The sequence below is a fragment of the Flavobacterium sp. UW10123 genome (genome assembly GCF_040538975.1).
Classification (GTDB): domain Bacteria; phylum Bacteroidota; class Bacteroidia; order Flavobacteriales; family Flavobacteriaceae; genus Flavobacterium.
This window is the reverse complement of the sequence record NZ_JBEWQE010000013.1, coordinates 41,182-56,214: the sequence shown is the minus strand read 5'-3', so window position 1 is coordinate 56,214 and position 15,033 is coordinate 41,182. Positions and strand designations below refer to the sequence as shown.

14 protein-coding genes are annotated in these 15,033 nt (G+C 28.0%); all 14 read left to right on the top strand.

From position 1 onward, the window contains the following. Window positions 1-108 precede the first annotated feature (108 nt). The 14 genes from ABXT06_RS15940 (at window position 109) to ABXT06_RS15875 (ending at window position 15,026) form a co-directional block, all read left to right on the top strand. Window positions 109-972: an ABC transporter permease gene (locus ABXT06_RS15940; protein ID WP_354591636.1), complete on the top strand. Its 864-nt coding sequence runs from the start codon at window positions 109-111 to the stop codon at window positions 970-972. After that, window positions 973-2,271, top strand: a complete 1,299-nt coding sequence (locus ABXT06_RS15935) for an ABC transporter ATP-binding protein (RefSeq protein ID WP_354591635.1) — start codon at window positions 973-975, stop codon at window positions 2,269-2,271. Beyond that, window positions 2,258-3,529 (top strand): glycosyltransferase, encoded by a 1,272-nt coding sequence (locus ABXT06_RS15930; protein WP_354591634.1) that lies wholly within the window; start codon window positions 2,258-2,260, stop codon window positions 3,527-3,529. Before ABXT06_RS15935 ends, ABXT06_RS15930 begins: the two co-directional genes overlap by 14 nt. Further along, window positions 3,492-4,496 carry a glycosyltransferase family 2 protein gene (locus ABXT06_RS15925; RefSeq protein ID WP_354591633.1) on the top strand — a complete coding sequence of 335 codons (1,005 nt, stop codon included), beginning with the start codon at window positions 3,492-3,494 and terminating at the stop codon, window positions 4,494-4,496. Before ABXT06_RS15930 ends, ABXT06_RS15925 begins: the two co-directional genes overlap by 38 nt. Window positions 4,497-4,507: 11 nt before the next feature. Continuing rightward, window positions 4,508-5,347, top strand: coding sequence for a glycosyltransferase family 2 protein (locus ABXT06_RS15920; protein ID WP_354591632.1), 840 nt, complete (start codon window positions 4,508-4,510; stop codon window positions 5,345-5,347). A 10-nt stretch (window positions 5,348-5,357) separates the two neighbouring features. Beyond that, window positions 5,358-6,158 (top strand): hypothetical protein, encoded by an 801-nt coding sequence (locus tag ABXT06_RS15915; RefSeq protein ID WP_354591631.1) that lies wholly within the window; start codon window positions 5,358-5,360, stop codon window positions 6,156-6,158. Next, entirely contained in the window at window positions 6,155-7,033 is an 879-nt protein-coding gene (locus ABXT06_RS15910; RefSeq protein WP_354591630.1) for a hypothetical protein, read from the top strand. Before ABXT06_RS15915 ends, ABXT06_RS15910 begins: the two co-directional genes overlap by 4 nt. A gap of 32 nt (window positions 7,034-7,065) precedes the next feature. Then, entirely contained in the window at window positions 7,066-7,911 is an 846-nt protein-coding gene (locus ABXT06_RS15905; protein ID WP_354591629.1) for a glycosyltransferase family 2 protein, read from the top strand. Between the two features lie 193 nt (window positions 7,912-8,104). After that, on the top strand, window positions 8,105-9,268 hold the full coding sequence (locus tag ABXT06_RS15900) for a glycosyltransferase family 4 protein (protein WP_354591628.1): 1,164 nt from the start codon (window positions 8,105-8,107) through the stop codon (window positions 9,266-9,268). Window positions 9,269-9,331: 63 nt separating this feature from the next. Beyond that, window positions 9,332-10,468, top strand: coding sequence for a glycosyltransferase (locus tag ABXT06_RS15895; RefSeq protein WP_354591627.1), 1,137 nt, complete (start codon window positions 9,332-9,334; stop codon window positions 10,466-10,468). Next, window positions 10,465-11,487 carry a glycosyltransferase family protein gene (locus ABXT06_RS15890; protein ID WP_354591626.1) on the top strand — a complete coding sequence of 341 codons (1,023 nt, stop codon included), beginning with the start codon at window positions 10,465-10,467 and terminating at the stop codon, window positions 11,485-11,487. Before ABXT06_RS15895 ends, ABXT06_RS15890 begins: the two co-directional genes overlap by 4 nt. A gap of 281 nt (window positions 11,488-11,768) precedes the next feature. Next, window positions 11,769-12,845 carry a glycosyltransferase family 2 protein gene (locus ABXT06_RS15885; RefSeq protein ID WP_354591625.1) on the top strand — a complete coding sequence of 359 codons (1,077 nt, stop codon included), beginning with the start codon at window positions 11,769-11,771 and terminating at the stop codon, window positions 12,843-12,845. Between the two features lie 38 nt (window positions 12,846-12,883). After that, complete coding sequence (locus tag ABXT06_RS15880) at window positions 12,884-13,978, top strand: glycosyltransferase family 4 protein (RefSeq protein ID WP_354591624.1); 1,095 nt, start codon at window positions 12,884-12,886, stop codon at window positions 13,976-13,978. Window positions 13,979-13,982: 4 nt separating this feature from the next. Then, a complete protein-coding gene (locus ABXT06_RS15875; protein ID WP_354591623.1) occupies window positions 13,983-15,026 on the top strand; it encodes an N-acetylneuraminate synthase family protein in 1,044 nt (347 codons plus the stop codon). Window positions 15,027-15,033 lie beyond the last annotated feature (7 nt).

Genomic DNA, 15,033 nt, shown 5'->3' with positions numbered 1-15,033 from the left:
TATAATCAAGAGGTGTTTTTTTAAACGCCTTTTGACATTTTTAAACAAATTTTAAAATGTTAAAAATCTTGTTAAATTTTGTGAATTAAGATTTTTAAGCCCCCTGAAATGGATTATAAGAATACAAACGACTGGCTGTTTGAAATAACACCGAAGAATAAATTTTTCTCGCTTAATTTTAAAGAAATTTGGCAGTATCGAGATTTACTTATGCTCTTTGTAAAAAGAGATATTATCACAGTTTATAAGCAAACAGTTTTAGGGCCTTTATGGTATTTAATACAGCCTTTATTTACTTCGATAACCTTTACGATTATTTTTAATAACGTAGCTGGAATTAAAACAGGTTCCATACCGCCATTCTTATTTAATTTGGCTGGAATTATGGTTTGGAATTATTTTACTGCTTGTTTAAATGGAACTTCAGATACATTTAAATCCAACGCAGGAATATTTGGGAAAGTATATTTTCCTCGAATTATTACTCCTTTATCAATAGTAATTTCGAACTTAATTAAATTTGGAATTCAATTTGGTATATTTATTTTCTTTTACATTTTCTTTTATTTTCAAGGAGCAGATTTAATCTTAAATGTATCAATACTATTTTTCCCAATCTTAATTTCATTTATGGGAATTTTGGGGTTGGGTCTAGGTATGATGATTTCTTCAATGGTTACAAAATATAGAGATTTAAATAATTTAGTTGGTTTTGGGGTACAGCTGCTAATGTATATATCTGCCGTAATGTATCCGATGGAATTAATAAAGGAAAAACTTCCAAATTTTGGTTGGATTGTAGAATACAACCCATTGGCTTATATTATAGAAACTTCTCGTTATATGCTTTTAAATATTGGGAGCATATCAACTTTAGGTTTAATATATTCAATGATAGTTACAATTGCGGTTTTCTTTATTGGATTATTAATTTTTAATAGAACAGAAAAAAGCTTTATAGATACTGTATAAATGAAAGACATCATATTAAAAGCTGAAAATATTTCTAAACAATATCGTTTAGGTCAAGTTGGAACAGGTACTTTAAGCCATGATATAAATCGTTGGTGGTACAAAATTCGAGGAAAAGAAAATCCATATCTCAAAATAGGAGATATTAATGATCGCTCTACAAAAGGAAATTCAGATTATGTTTGGGCTTTACAGAATATTGATTTTGAAGTTGAAAGAGGAGAAGTTTTAGGGATTATTGGAAAAAATGGTGCGGGAAAGTCTACACTTTTAAAAATTCTTTCAAAAGTTACCGCACCAACAACAGGTAGTATAAAATCTCGAGGACGTATAGCTTCTTTACTAGAAGTTGGAACAGGTTTTAACGGTGAAATGACAGGAAGAGAAAATATATTTCTTAATGGAGCCATTTTAGGAATGACTAAAAAAGAGATTACTTCTAAACTGGATGAGATCATTTCGTTTTCAGGATGCGAACGTTATATAGACACTCCTGTAAAAAGATATAGCTCAGGAATGACAGTTCGTCTAGCGTTTGCTGTCGCGGCTTTTTTAGAGCCTGAAATTTTAGTTGTAGACGAGGTTTTGGCAGTGGGCGATGCAGAATTTCAGAAAAAGGCTATTGGAAAAATGCAGGATATTTCTAAAGGTGAAGGAAGAACAGTTTTGTTTGTGAGTCATAATATGGCAGCGGTTAAACAATTGTGTACTCGTGGAATCGTTTTAGAATACGGAAAAGTAGTTTTTAATGATACAAGTCATAATGCAGTTGACTTCTATTTATCTCAAAATTCAGAAAAAAACGAACAATTATTAGAAGAAAGGACTGATAGAAAGGGGTCAGGTAAAATTAAAATTAAGGATTTATACTTTGTTGATAATAAGATGAATGAAGTAAGCCAAGTTATATCAGGTGAAGAATTAAACATTTGTTTTGAAATTGATAAATTGATAAATATTGATTTTAATAAATTGCGTGTTGGTATAAATTTTATCGACCAAAATGAGAACATTTGTTTATCATTCTTAAGTGATGAAATGAATACAAATTTTTCATTTTTAGAAAAGTCAAATGTTTTCAGGTTAGAAATTCCAAATTTATATTTACGAGCTGAAATATACAATATTAGGATTCTTTTGGCTGAAATTGATTTTGAGGAGAATAACTTTTTAGATGTTGTAGAGAATGTAAAATCTTTAGAAGTTCTACAAGGTTATATTTGGGAGAATGGTAAATTTAATCGTAAAGGCAGTTATGCGATATTGCCAGGTAATTTTTTGCCATATGGAAAAAAATAGAAAAAAAATGCTAGTAATTGGTATTGGGCAGTCTAATTTCTTAAATCAACTATATGGTGAAATCCTAAAGATTAATAATAGCTTCAGTTTTCATATTGATAGATGTACGCATTTGCCAAATGATAACTATAATGAAAGCAATTCTGTTTTCAAAGAAAATCTAGATTTTGAGCAATACTATAAAAGTATCTCTAAATGGAGAAGAATACTGGTTCTTTTAAGGTCATTCAAAAAAAAATTTTATAAAGAAACTTTTCTTTTTGAATTAAATCAAAAAAAGACAATTCGAAAAGCACTAAAAGTATGTATGAGATATGCTTTGAAAGAGCATGTCTATGAAAATTATATTAAAACAAAAAAATTTGACGTGCTTCATTTTCACTTTTGCTCATCTTATAATTTAGAATATCTTCATTTTGTAGAAAATGAGACTAAAGTAATATGTAGTTTCTGGGGTTCAGATTTATATAGAATGGGCAATATTTATAATAACTATTATGTTGGCAAAGCTTTAAATAAAGCTACTTTAATCACAGTGCAATCACCTGAAATGGCTTTAGTAATTAAAGCTAAGTATGGCATGCATCTAAGTGATAAAATTAAAGATGTAAGATTTACAATTAGTACTGCAATTTATAATGCAATTAATTTAAATAGAAGTAATAGAGAATTATTAACTAAGTTCAAAGAAAAATATAAAATAAAGAATTATTTGGTGGCTTTGGGGCATAATGCTTTTAAAGAGAATAATCATTTGAAGATGATTCACGTTTTAAATAATTTACCTGAGGAATATAAAAATAAAATAAGTTTTGTTTTGCATTTGGGTTACGGAGGAGAGCCGCAATATCTTAAAGAATTGGAAATTGCAATTAAACGGTATAATAGTTTAGATATTATAATTATTGATGATTTCCTTACACCTGATGAAATTTCTAAATTACGTTTAATTACAAATGTTATGATTCAAGCTCCTGAAAGTGACGCGTTGAGTGCAGCAATGACTGAGGTATTATATGCTGGAAATAATGTAATTGCTGGTGGTTGGTTACCATATGGTATATTAAGACGAAACAATATTCATTTTGAGGAAATTGATAAATTTGAAGAGTTGCCTCTAAAACTTAAAAAATCAATAGATAATTTAGAATATAATGCGAATACAGGAATAACTAATATGCAAAATATTGAGGCTTTTCTATTTCCTGAAAGAACATCTAATGATTGGATTAATTTATTTAGTTCTATTTGTGAATAAATCCTTAATTTCCATAATTGTACCAACTTATAATCGAGCGCATCTTATAGGAGAAACACTCGACTCAATTTTAATGCAAACTTATCAAAACTGGGAATGTATTATTGTTGACGATGGCTCAACCGATAATACTGTTGAGGTAATTAATGAGTATGTTAAAAAAGATAATCGTTTTCAGTTACACCATCGCCCATTGAATGAAATAGCTGGTGGAAATGCTTGTAGAAATTATGGTTTTGAATTAAGTAAAGGAGAGTTTATTAACTGGTTTGATGATGATGATATTATGTTGGAAACCTTTCTTAGTAAGAAGCTCGAATTGTTTTCTGAAGAAATTGATTTAGTTATTTGCTCAGGTGCATATAGTGATCACAGTTTAAAAATACTACAAAATATTGATCTAGAAATAAGATCTAATTTGTTTAAAGATTATGTTCTGTGGAAACTCCAAATTCTAACCCCATCAATTCTATTTAGAAGACGTTTTCTAAATAAAAAAGATCTGTTCAATGTAACTATTGCGAGGGGCCAAGAGGCAGAACTTTTTTCAAGATTATTCTATAATTTGAGCCCAAATAAATTTGCCATTCTAAATGAATCATTGTTTTTGTATCGCCAACACATTCAAACAAAATCGTCTGCAAACTTTAATTATGTAAAACTATTTGAGGAATCTAGAATGATAATTGCAATCGAGAATTTGAAGAAAAGTATTCAATTAAATGACTTAGAGTTAATGAGGCATTATTATTTGATTATAGTACATTCATTTTTTAGAGGATTGGACCAAAAACATTTAAAAAAAAGCTGTTTTATTGTACAAAGAGCTAGTATTCAATTTTATTTAATAAACAAAAAAATAGGAATTGAGTTCTTTTTAAGCGCATGTCTCTTTATCTTAATTAATAGAGGTAGCTATAAAGTTGAAAAATATTTAAAAAAAGCTATACAAAAAGTATTATTATAAGCGCTTTTCTAATGAAAAAATATTTAAAAAAAATTCTTGAATTTTTTGGAATAAGGTTGATTTTAAAGCGAAAAATCAATAAGACGAAATTTAAGTACTTCCAATTGAAAAATAGTGTTTTTAATAAAACAGTAATTAATCAAAACAAAAATCTCAAATCAATACCAATAATAATAATAAGTTTCAATCAGCTTTTTTATTTAAAACAATTAATTGATTTTTTAAAAAAACACGACTATAATAATATTATTATAATTGATAATAATTCGACTTTTAAACCGCTTCTTGAATATTTTGATGAAATAGAGTCTATTGCAACTATTCATCGTTTAAAAGAAAATTACGGGCATTTGGTTTTTTGGAAATTCAAAGAGTTATACGATAAATATTCTAAAGGTTATTATGTTGTAACAGATGCGGATATTAACCCAATTTCTGATTGCCCAAGTGATTTTTTAAGATATTTTAAAAAAATACTTGATGGAGATTATAAAATTACAAAGGTGGGATTTAGTTTAAAAATTGACGACATTCCTAATTCCAATATTAATAAAGAAAAAATTATAAACTGGGAATCGAAATTTTGGCGACATTGTACAACTGACGGAAATTTCATTGCAGGTCTAGATACTACTTTTGCTTTATATAGGCCAAAATATAAATATAACGAAACTTTATTTTTGCGAGCTTGCAGAACTAAATATCCCTATATAGCAAAGCACGGGGGGTGGTATGTTGATACAGATAATTTAACAGATGAGCAAAAGTTTTATTTGGAAAATTGTAATGAATCAAGCTCCTGGAGAATTAACAAGAATGGAGAATTGCTAAAAAGCGAGTATAATAGCTAATGCCTAATAAATGTATTTACATAAAGAAATTAATTGTGCTGATATGAAAGTAACTTTTGAGATAAAGGTTTACGAAAATGACTGGAAGTATATTTTGTATGGGAATTATTTGGAAAAATTGATTAATAATTGTAATCACGACTTTTTTTTAAAACAATTGATAATTAATAACGTACGAAATGTTGACCAAGTTCTTAAATATGCTAAGAAAAAATTAATTGACCGGGTAATTGATAAAATCATTGTCGTAAATGAACATGAAAAAACAGTTCTCAATTATTTTAATCTGCAAAAAGAATCTTTTAATGGAGGTTTCAATTATTCGATCGCAGAATTAACTGGGATTTATTTTTGTGAAACCGAATATCTGTTTCATTTTTCAAGTGATTCGTATGTAGAAAATTTTGGTTTTGATTGGATTAAAATGGCCGTAGAAAACTTAGAAAAGAATAATAAATTTATTGTAGCAAATCCCACTTGGAATAATAATTTTGAAGAAGCTAAACAGGAATCAATTTCTGAAATTGATGATTTTTATGTTGGTTATGGATTTTCTGATCAATGCTATTTAATAAAAAATAATGTTTTTAAAGCTCAAATTTATGATGAAAAAAATATTGCTTCAGAAAGGTATCCAAAGTATGGAGGCGAATTATTTGAAAAAAGAGTTGATGCTTTTATGAGAAATACAAACAGTTTAAGAATTACCTCTAAAGAGTTAAGTTATGCTCATGTCAATTTTCCAAAGAAATCATTTTTAAATAGATTCAAGTTTTATATCCTTCATGTTGCCCAAAAAAGATTAAAATGAAAATAAAAGTTGGTTACCTTGTATCGTATGATTACGAAATGTTTCTAATATCTGTTAAGTATGTATATAAATATGTCGACAGAATATTTGTAGCAATAGACAAAAACTATAAAACTTGGAGCGGAAACAGTTTTGTTATTGAAAAAAGTTTTTTTGAAGAAGTTAGATTGTTTGATGTTGATAAAAAAATAGAATTTTATTTTGATGAATTTTATATTTCTGAATTGACTCCAATGCAATGTGACACAAGAGAACGCAACATGCTTCGTAACAAAATGGGAAAAGGTTGGATTATACAAATCGATGTTGATGAGTATATTTATAATTTTGAAAAAGTAAGCAAATTTTTAAAAAAACATTGGTATCTAAATATTTTTCCAAAATACACGCCAGTTGTTTTCCAAGGTGTTTTTGTAACATTATTTAAAAAACTTTCAGACGGATATTTGTATATAGAAAACAAGGAGCGATTCTCATTTATTACAAATCATAAAAACTACGAATCAGCAAGAACAAATTATAGTGTCAGTAATCATTTGATGAATGCTAAAGTTATTCATCAATCATGGGCAAGATATGATAAAGATGTGTTTTTTAAAATATCAAATTGGGGACATAGAAATGATTTTGATACTCATGAATACTTTGAATTTTGGAAAAATTTGGACAGCTCAAATTATCATAAATTTGAAAATATACATCCATTACAACCTCATTTATGGAATAAACTGCATTATCTGCAATCATCTTCAATTGACGATTTTGTGAAATTGTATGCTGAGAAAAATAAGCAGGAACTGATTGATGTAGGTTTTTTTAAAATAGTAAAAGCTTTTTTGAGAAAGTTAAAAAAAAGCACTAAAATAAATTTTTAAAATACATCTCTTAACCAATAAAATTTTTTAGATTGAAATTATCAGTAATAATCTTAGCATATACCACCACAGAAGGTTTATTCGAAATGACTATGAATTGTATTAATTCTTTAATAGAATCTGAGAAACAGACCGAAATGGAAATTATTGTGGTAGAGTCTAATAAAAACTATAATAATTCCGAATTTGTATACCCTGACTTTGTTAAAGTAATCGTCCCTGAGGAAGACTTTAATTTTCATAAATTTCTTAATATTGGAGTTAGAGAGTCAAAAGGGGAATTTGTTGCTTTATGCAATAATGATCTTATTTTTTATGATAATTGGTTTGCTAGAATTTTTGAAATAAGTCAAAGTAATCCTCAAATTAAATCCTTTTCTCCAAGTGGTCGAATAAACGATTTTAGTTTTGAAAAAGAGTATGAGCTTGGATATAAAGTTAGAACACATGTTCTTGGCTGGTGTTTGGTGACATATAAGCAGGTTATATCAAAAATAGGATATCTAGATGAAACATTTAATTTTAGTTATGCTGATAATGACTATGCCATGACTTTGAAAAAGTTTAATATTAAACATGCATTGGTAAACTCATCTAAAGTTGAACATTTAGAAAGAGAAAAAGTAAAAAAAAATAGAATCGGATTAAGTGAAGGTTATAAAAAACTTCAGAAGAGCGTAAAAATAAATCATAATAAGTTGCCGAAATACGTTTTTAACAAAGGTAACGAATACCTTCTTGAAGATGATCAAGGACTAAGTGACTATCTGAAATATTACAAAAAATGGGGTAGTCCAAATTGGTTGTATAGAAAAAATAAAATTGCAGATTTGTGTATACGCTATAATTTAGGTTTCCTTAATAAAGTTATTTTGTAGAAGTAATATTGTATAAAAACACTAGATTTAGAATAAATACTATAAAGCTCAAAAAACTAGTGAGAGTTATCATTTGTCAACCATTAATTGTTAGTTCTCAATAATTATTTTGAATCTTTTTTTAAATGAAAATTTTTTAATTTCTACTTCTTCTTTTCATGTGACCCGCATTTGGGAGATATAATTTTTTTAAATGAAAATATTAATTACAACACCATTTTTTCAATTTGCTGGAGGAAGCGAGTTAGAAACCATTCATACAGCAAATGCTTTTGCATCCTTTCTAGAAGTGAAAGAGGTTCATGTCTTTGTTGCTGGGGAGTTTAATTTAGATTTCACAAAAGATATTTTTATTGATAACAAGGTGAAGTTTTTTAAAAGACCTGATTTCTTTACTAGTAAATATATTAAACGAATAAACAAAGAACTGAAAAAGAGATTAAATTTAGATATGTTTCCATTTGATGCTCTTTATTGGAGATTTAAATGCTTGTCAAGATTTGATAAACTATATATTATTACAAAAACATCTTTAGCAAAAGATTATATCCCTCTGATAAAAGTATGGAAATGTAAAGACAACATAGTTGTAAAATATACAACAGTATTTTTTGATAGATTAGAAAATAAAACTCTAAAATATTTATCCCAAATAAGATACAATATTGTTACATCTGAAAAACAAAAAGATTTTTTTGTACAGAATTTAAATTTAGAAAATACTACGACACAAGAAGTTCTAATTTTTAATGAGAATTATTGCTTAAGTAAAAAAAGGACATATAAGGATAAAAAACTATATGATTTTGGAATATTGGGAAGATATTCAAAAGAAAAGCAGTTTGAACATGCCATAAACTTAATTGCTAATCTAAGGAAAGAAGGGTATAGAAGTACATTAATTATCAAAGGAGGTAGTTCTGAGGATTATTATCAAAAGATTTTAAAGTTGGTCGAAGAAAAAGAACTTCAAGATTTAATTACTCTTGATTTTGGAGAGGTTCCTTACAATAAGGCGTATGATTTTTTTGATAACTTAAATTGTTTTTTAATTACTTCAGAATACGAGGGGGGGCCAAATGTAGCACTGGAAGTTATGGCTTATGGTTTGCCTATTTTATCTTATGATGTTGGAGCCATGCGAGATAGATTGGTTGATTTTCCGGAATTAATTGCAATTGATCAAGAAAGCTTAACAGAAAAAGCAATTGAAATTATTAGTTATAAAGATTCTGTTTTCTTAGAAAAATGTACTGATTTAAAAGAAAAATATATTACAAAGTATTCTAACGAAATAAAAATATCTTTTTTAAAAGAATTTGTTTCCAGCAATTCAATCCTGAATAATTATTGTTAAAGCGAAATTAACTTAAAAGCGCAATAAGAAATCAATTTTAAAGATTTACTAACTCGTATATAAATGAAAATTTTATTTATCTCCATGCCTTCTGTTCATGCAATCCGATGGATTGAAACTTTGAAGGATAGCGATTATGAGTTATATTGGTTTGATGTTTTAGGAAGAGGAGAGCTTAAAGAGCAAAACTTTGTTAAACAATTTACAAATTGGAAAAAAAGAAAAATACCTTATATTAAAGGAGAATTTTTTTTGAGCAAAAAATATCCCAATATATACGAAAAAGTTCTTCCTTATCTAGAAATAACCGCAAATGAAGTTTTACAAAAAATAATTTTAGAAATAAAACCAGATATAGTTCATAGTTTCGAAATGCAGAGTTGTTCTTATCCAATTTTAAAAACAATGCATAAATTTCCAAAAGTAAAATGGCTATATTCTTGCTGGGGAAGCGATCTTTTTTATTACAAGAACTTTAAAAGACATAATTATAAAATTAAAAATGTTTTAAAAAGAGTAGATTTTTTGCACACAGATTGTAAAAGAGATTTTGACTTGGCAATTGAGTTAAATTTTTCTGGAAAATTTCTTGGAGTAATTCCTGGTGGTACGGGTTATAAAATAAAAGAATTAGAATCTTTTAAATTACCAGTTTCAGAACGAAAAATTATTTTAGTTAAAGGCTATGAACATCATGTTGGGAGAGGTCTAAATATTGTAAAAGCAATTCATTCGATAGAAAAAGAAATACAAAACTATGAAGTAATAATTTTTGGATCACACTCTAAAGTAATAGATTACATTTCGGAAAATAAGTTAAATTTCCATTTTTTTCACAGACATGAGCTTTCGCACAACAGATTGACTGAATTAATGGGGAAATCTTTAGTTTATATAGGAAATAGTATTTCTGATGGAATGCCTAATACTTTATTGGAAGCAATTATAATGGGAGCTTTTCCAATTCAATCAAATCCTGGTGGGGTGACAGAAGAAGTAATTATCAATAATGAAAATGGATTTTTAATTAATGATCCTGAATCAGTGGAAGAAATTAAAGAAAATATTTTAAAAGCTATTTCAGATTTAAGCCTAATTGAAAATGCTTCAATAATAAACCAAAAGATAGCTAACGATAAATTAGAATACTCTCAGAATAAATTAAAAGTGATTGAAATGTACAAAACAATAATGCTGTGAGATTAGGTTTTAATCCAAATAAAGATAAAGGAATTTTAAATTCTGATTACTATCATCAAATTATTATACCAGTTTATATTCCAAACAAGAATGATTATTTTAAAGATAGTTTAATAATTCTTAAATTATGCTTGGAGTCGTTGTTTCGTACGGTTCATAAAAAAACATTTATAACTATAGTAAATAATGGAAGTTGTGAGGAAGTGACAAATTTTCTGCAAGAATTATACTTGCAGAAAAAGATTCATGAAGTTTTGGAAACAACTAATATAGGAAAACTAAACGCAATTTTAAAAGGCATAGTTGGACATAATTTTCCATTAGTGACAATCACAGATTCAGATGTGTTATTTCTAGCTGGCTGGCAAAAAGCCTCATATTCTATTTTTGAAAATTTTCCTAAAGCTGGAGCAGTTTGCCCTACGCCATCATCTCGCTCATTAAGAACTTATACTTCCAATATTTATTGGGATAATTTTTTTTCAAAAAAACTCACTTTTTCAAAAGTCAAAAATCCTTTGGCTTTAAAAAGCTTTGCAATTAGTGTCGGAAATTTAGATTTTTATAATAAATCTCATTTGGACAATTATTTTACACTGTCTAATAAAAATGAAAAAGCGGTTATTGGAGCAGGACATTTTGTAGGAACATATAGAGGTGAAATTTTTAATAGTTTAGAAATAAAGTACTCTAATTATAAATTAGGAGGAAAGAGCGAAAACGACATTTTAGATCTTCCAGTAGTAAAAAAGGGTTTTTGGCGTTTATCTACAGAAGATAATTACGCTTACCATATGGGAAATGTTTTGGAAGATTGGATGAATGATGAGATTTCAAAAATAGGAAAAAATATTTTAAACGTTGATTTTAAGCTTAAACCGGTACAAGCTAGCTCAAAATGGCTTTACATAATTAAAACTAAATTTTTCGGAAAAGTTATTTTAAACAAAAAAATTATGAAGTACTTCTTACGATGGAAAGGGCTTTCTAAGGAGGATGCTCGTAATTATTTGACTTAAATGGATATTCAAAATAAAATTGAAATGGCTTATCTCATAACAGTTTATCATGATTATGAGCATTAAAAAAAATGATAATTGCTTTAAATGATTTTAATGTTTGTTGTATTATCCACATTGATAAAAAGTCTCTGATGCCAACAAACTTGGATAAATTTGAAAATATCAAATTTATTAAAAGACATAAAGTCTGGTAGGCAGGTTGGTCACACCAAAAAGCAATTCTTAATTTAATAGCAGAAATTTTGCGATATATTGACAATAATATGAGGGTTTAACTTATGATAACTATAATTTTTCCATATAGAAATAGAGAGATAGCTAGGATAAAAAAATCACTGGATTCTTTGAACAATCAAACTAATCAAAACTTTAAAGTGTTGTTTGTAGACTATGGGTCCAAATTGCATTTTGCAAAAGAAGTTCAGAGTTTAGTTGACTCTTATAATTTTACAGAATATTATTATAATTATACAGATAAACAGCCTTGGTCACGTTCTAAGGCAATAAATGTAGGCTTAAAATTAGTTGACACCTCTTTTGTTTTTATTGCAGATATTGATATTATTTTTAGAAATGATTTCATAGATCTACTTGCAAAATTAAAGGATCCTAAAAAAGCTTACTATTTTAAAGTAGGTTTTTTAAATGAAAATGAAACTAAAATTCCTAAAGACTTTTTAGATTACCAAATTTCGTTTTCTACCGGAGCAACTGGTCAAGGGCTGTCATTATTTCCAACGAAAGAAGTACTCAATATTCAAGCTTTTGATGAGTTTTTGCACTTCTGGGGAGCTGAAGATAATGATATTCATCACAGATTAGTTAGAGCTGGAATTGAAAGTGTTTTTTACAATAAAGAAATCTTGCTTTTACATCAATGGCATGAAAGTTATCGGAAAAGTGAAAAGAATACACTAACCAAAGAACTTCAATTGAAAGGGATTACCAAATTAAATCAGCAGCATTTAATAGTCAATCAAAAAAATGAAGTTGTTAAAATTGATAATGAAAAGTGGGGTGCTCCAATTTCAGAAAAAGAATATTATGAATTAGAGGCACATGACTCTCCAATAATTTTAACTAATAAGAAGGAAGTTGTAGATCATTTTTTATTTGTAGAATTACCAAAATTTGAGAAAAGAATTTCCTCAATTCAATTTTTAGAAGATCCTTTTCAAAAAACTTTAAAATATAAAGTAAAAGCTTTATTAAGAAAAACGGTTCCTAAATACTATTCGTTAAAAGAAATTAATGATATGTTATTGCTTCATATTATTTCTTTTTATCATGTTTTTCCTTATTCATATGAAATAGATAATGATTTAAAAATCATTGCTTTAAAAATAAAAAAATAAAAGATTTAATTTGATATTTTTACTCAAATCTTGCAATAATGTCTAAAGTAATTCTAATTTCCCAAGTTCCTTTACCCTATTCAAATATCGGAAGTTGGACTACTCTATATCATAACTATTTAAGTAATGAGCATCTAGTAGACTATATAGTTTGTGCAAAACCAGAAAACACTTATCCTCAAATAGAATACAAATTTGTTAGTAATACGAATTGGTTAAAACTTCAAAAAAGGGTTTTAAAAAATAAGTATCTAGGGTATTTTAAAGCACTTGGCAGTATTCTTGAAAAAGACGAAAAATTTATTATTCAAATTGTCGATAATTTTGGTATTGTAAAGCCGCTTATGGATTTTTTGAAAAAAACAGGCAAAAGAAAAAATTGCTATCTTCAATTCTTCTATCACGGGTTTGCACCTTTTCATGAAAATTTTCATGGACGATGGTTTTTTGAAGGTATAGATGAAATGGTTTTATTAACAAAAGATTCATACCAAGCACATAAAGCATATTATACAATTCTGCCAACAAAACTTTCAGTATTGCATAACGGAATTGATACTTCGAAGTTTCATAAAATAAGTAATGCAGAAAAAGAAAAATTAAAGAGAGAATTAGAAATTACAAATAAGAAAATATTTATTTGGTGTTCTCAGGATCGACCTAAAAAAGGATTAGATTTTATTCTTGATGTATGGAAAAGAATAGATAAAAAAGAGAATGACGCAATTCTTTTGGTAATTGGCGCAAAGCGAGATATAAAAATAAATGGAGTGTCTTTTTTAGGAAGAATACCCAATAATGATTTGCCAAAGTATTATCAAATTGCAGATTGCTACTTGTTTCCAACACTTTGGCATGAAGGTTTTGGATTAAGTTTAATTGAAGCTTTACACTGCGGCTGTTATTGTATTGCTTCTGCTAATGGAGGAGTTCCCGAAGTTTTACAGTATGGAAAATTAGGGAAGTTGATTGAAAATCCAAATTTTATTGAGGATTGGGTATCAGCTATAGAATCTTTTTTGGACGGAAAAGAAGTATGTAATGACGTGATTTCTGAAAATTTATATTCGATGCAAAACTGGAATAAGGGAATGAATGAAATAATTGAAAACGCAAAGAAAAACTTAATTTAACCCTATGAACTCTTTTTTGAAAACAGCGGACAAAAAAAATGAATCAAACTCGGTATTTGTTATTGCCGAAGTTGGACAAGCCCATGAAGGAAGTCTTGGAATTTTGCATTCCTATATTGATGCTCTTGTTCAAACGGGTGTGGATGCTGTGAAATTTCAAATGCATATTGCCGAAGCAGAAAGTAGTGAATATGAGCCTTTTCGTGTGAAATTTTCATTAGAAGATGAAACAAGATTCGATTATTGGAAGCGAATGGGTTTTTCTTTAGACCAATGGAAAGGCATTAAAAAGCATTGTGATGAGGTAGGTTTAAAATTTATTTGCTCGCCTTTTAGTAATTTGGCAGTTGACTGGCTAGAGCAACTAGGAGTAGAACAATATAAAATAGGTTCGGGAGAGGTTAATAATTTTTTAATTTTAGAAAAAATCGCCCGAACGGGAAAACCCGTGATTTTGTCATCAGGTATGAGTTCATATGAGGAATTAGACAAAACTGTTGCGTTTCTAAAAGAAAGAAATGTCGAGTTTTCTATTTTACAATGTACAACTGCATATCCAACTCAGCCAGAGCAATATGGTTTAAATGTTATTCAAGAATTAAAGAATCGCTATAATATTCCAGTAGGGTTTTCTGATCATTCTGCAAAGGTTGAAACTTGTATTGCCGCAACAGCTTTAGGTGCAGATATTTTAGAATTTCATGTGGTATTTGATAGACAAATGTTTGGACCAGACTCAAAATCCTCATTGACTATTTTAGAAACGAAAGAGCTTGTAGGAGCCGTTAGAAATATAAAAACGGCATTATCGCATCCGATAGATAAAAATAGGAATGAAAATTTTTCTTCGCTAAAGCAAATTTTTGAAAAATCATTGGCAATAAATAAAGATTTACCTAAAAATCATATTTTGACTTTTGAGGATTTAGAATCTAAAAAGCCAAAAGGTTTTGGAATAGATGCTTTACGATTTCAGGAAGTAATTGGTAAAGTTTTAAATAAAGACTTAAAACAATGGGACTTTTTGACAGAAAATGATCTTTCCTAAAAAAACA

What these genes read in the sequence shown, in the direction of transcription:
- ABXT06_RS15885 (WP_354591625.1), top strand. Translation starts at nt 11,769, where the DNA reads ATGATAACTATAATTTTTCCATATAGAAATAGAGAGATAGCTAGGATA.
- ABXT06_RS15900 (WP_354591628.1), top strand. Translation starts at nt 8,105, where the DNA reads ATGAAAATATTAATTACAACACCATTTTTTCAATTTGCTGGAGGAAGC.
- ABXT06_RS15880 (WP_354591624.1), top strand. Translation starts at nt 12,884, where the DNA reads ATGTCTAAAGTAATTCTAATTTCCCAAGTTCCTTTACCCTATTCAAAT.
- ABXT06_RS15920 (WP_354591632.1), top strand. Translation starts at nt 4,508, where the DNA reads ATGAAAAAATATTTAAAAAAAATTCTTGAATTTTTTGGAATAAGGTTG.
- ABXT06_RS15925 (WP_354591633.1), top strand. Translation starts at nt 3,492, where the DNA reads ATGATTGGATTAATTTATTTAGTTCTATTTGTGAATAAATCCTTAATT.
- ABXT06_RS15875 (WP_354591623.1), top strand. Translation starts at nt 13,983, where the DNA reads ATGAACTCTTTTTTGAAAACAGCGGACAAAAAAAATGAATCAAACTCG.
- ABXT06_RS15935 (WP_354591635.1), top strand. Translation starts at nt 973, where the DNA reads ATGAAAGACATCATATTAAAAGCTGAAAATATTTCTAAACAATATCGT.
- ABXT06_RS15895 (WP_354591627.1), top strand. Translation starts at nt 9,332, where the DNA reads ATGAAAATTTTATTTATCTCCATGCCTTCTGTTCATGCAATCCGATGG.
- ABXT06_RS15940 (WP_354591636.1), top strand. Translation starts at nt 109, where the DNA reads ATGGATTATAAGAATACAAACGACTGGCTGTTTGAAATAACACCGAAG.
- ABXT06_RS15930 (WP_354591634.1), top strand. Translation starts at nt 2,258, where the DNA reads ATGGAAAAAAATAGAAAAAAAATGCTAGTAATTGGTATTGGGCAGTCT.
- ABXT06_RS15910 (WP_354591630.1), top strand. Translation starts at nt 6,155, where the DNA reads ATGAAAATAAAAGTTGGTTACCTTGTATCGTATGATTACGAAATGTTT.
- ABXT06_RS15915 (WP_354591631.1), top strand. Translation starts at nt 5,358, where the DNA reads ATGTATTTACATAAAGAAATTAATTGTGCTGATATGAAAGTAACTTTT.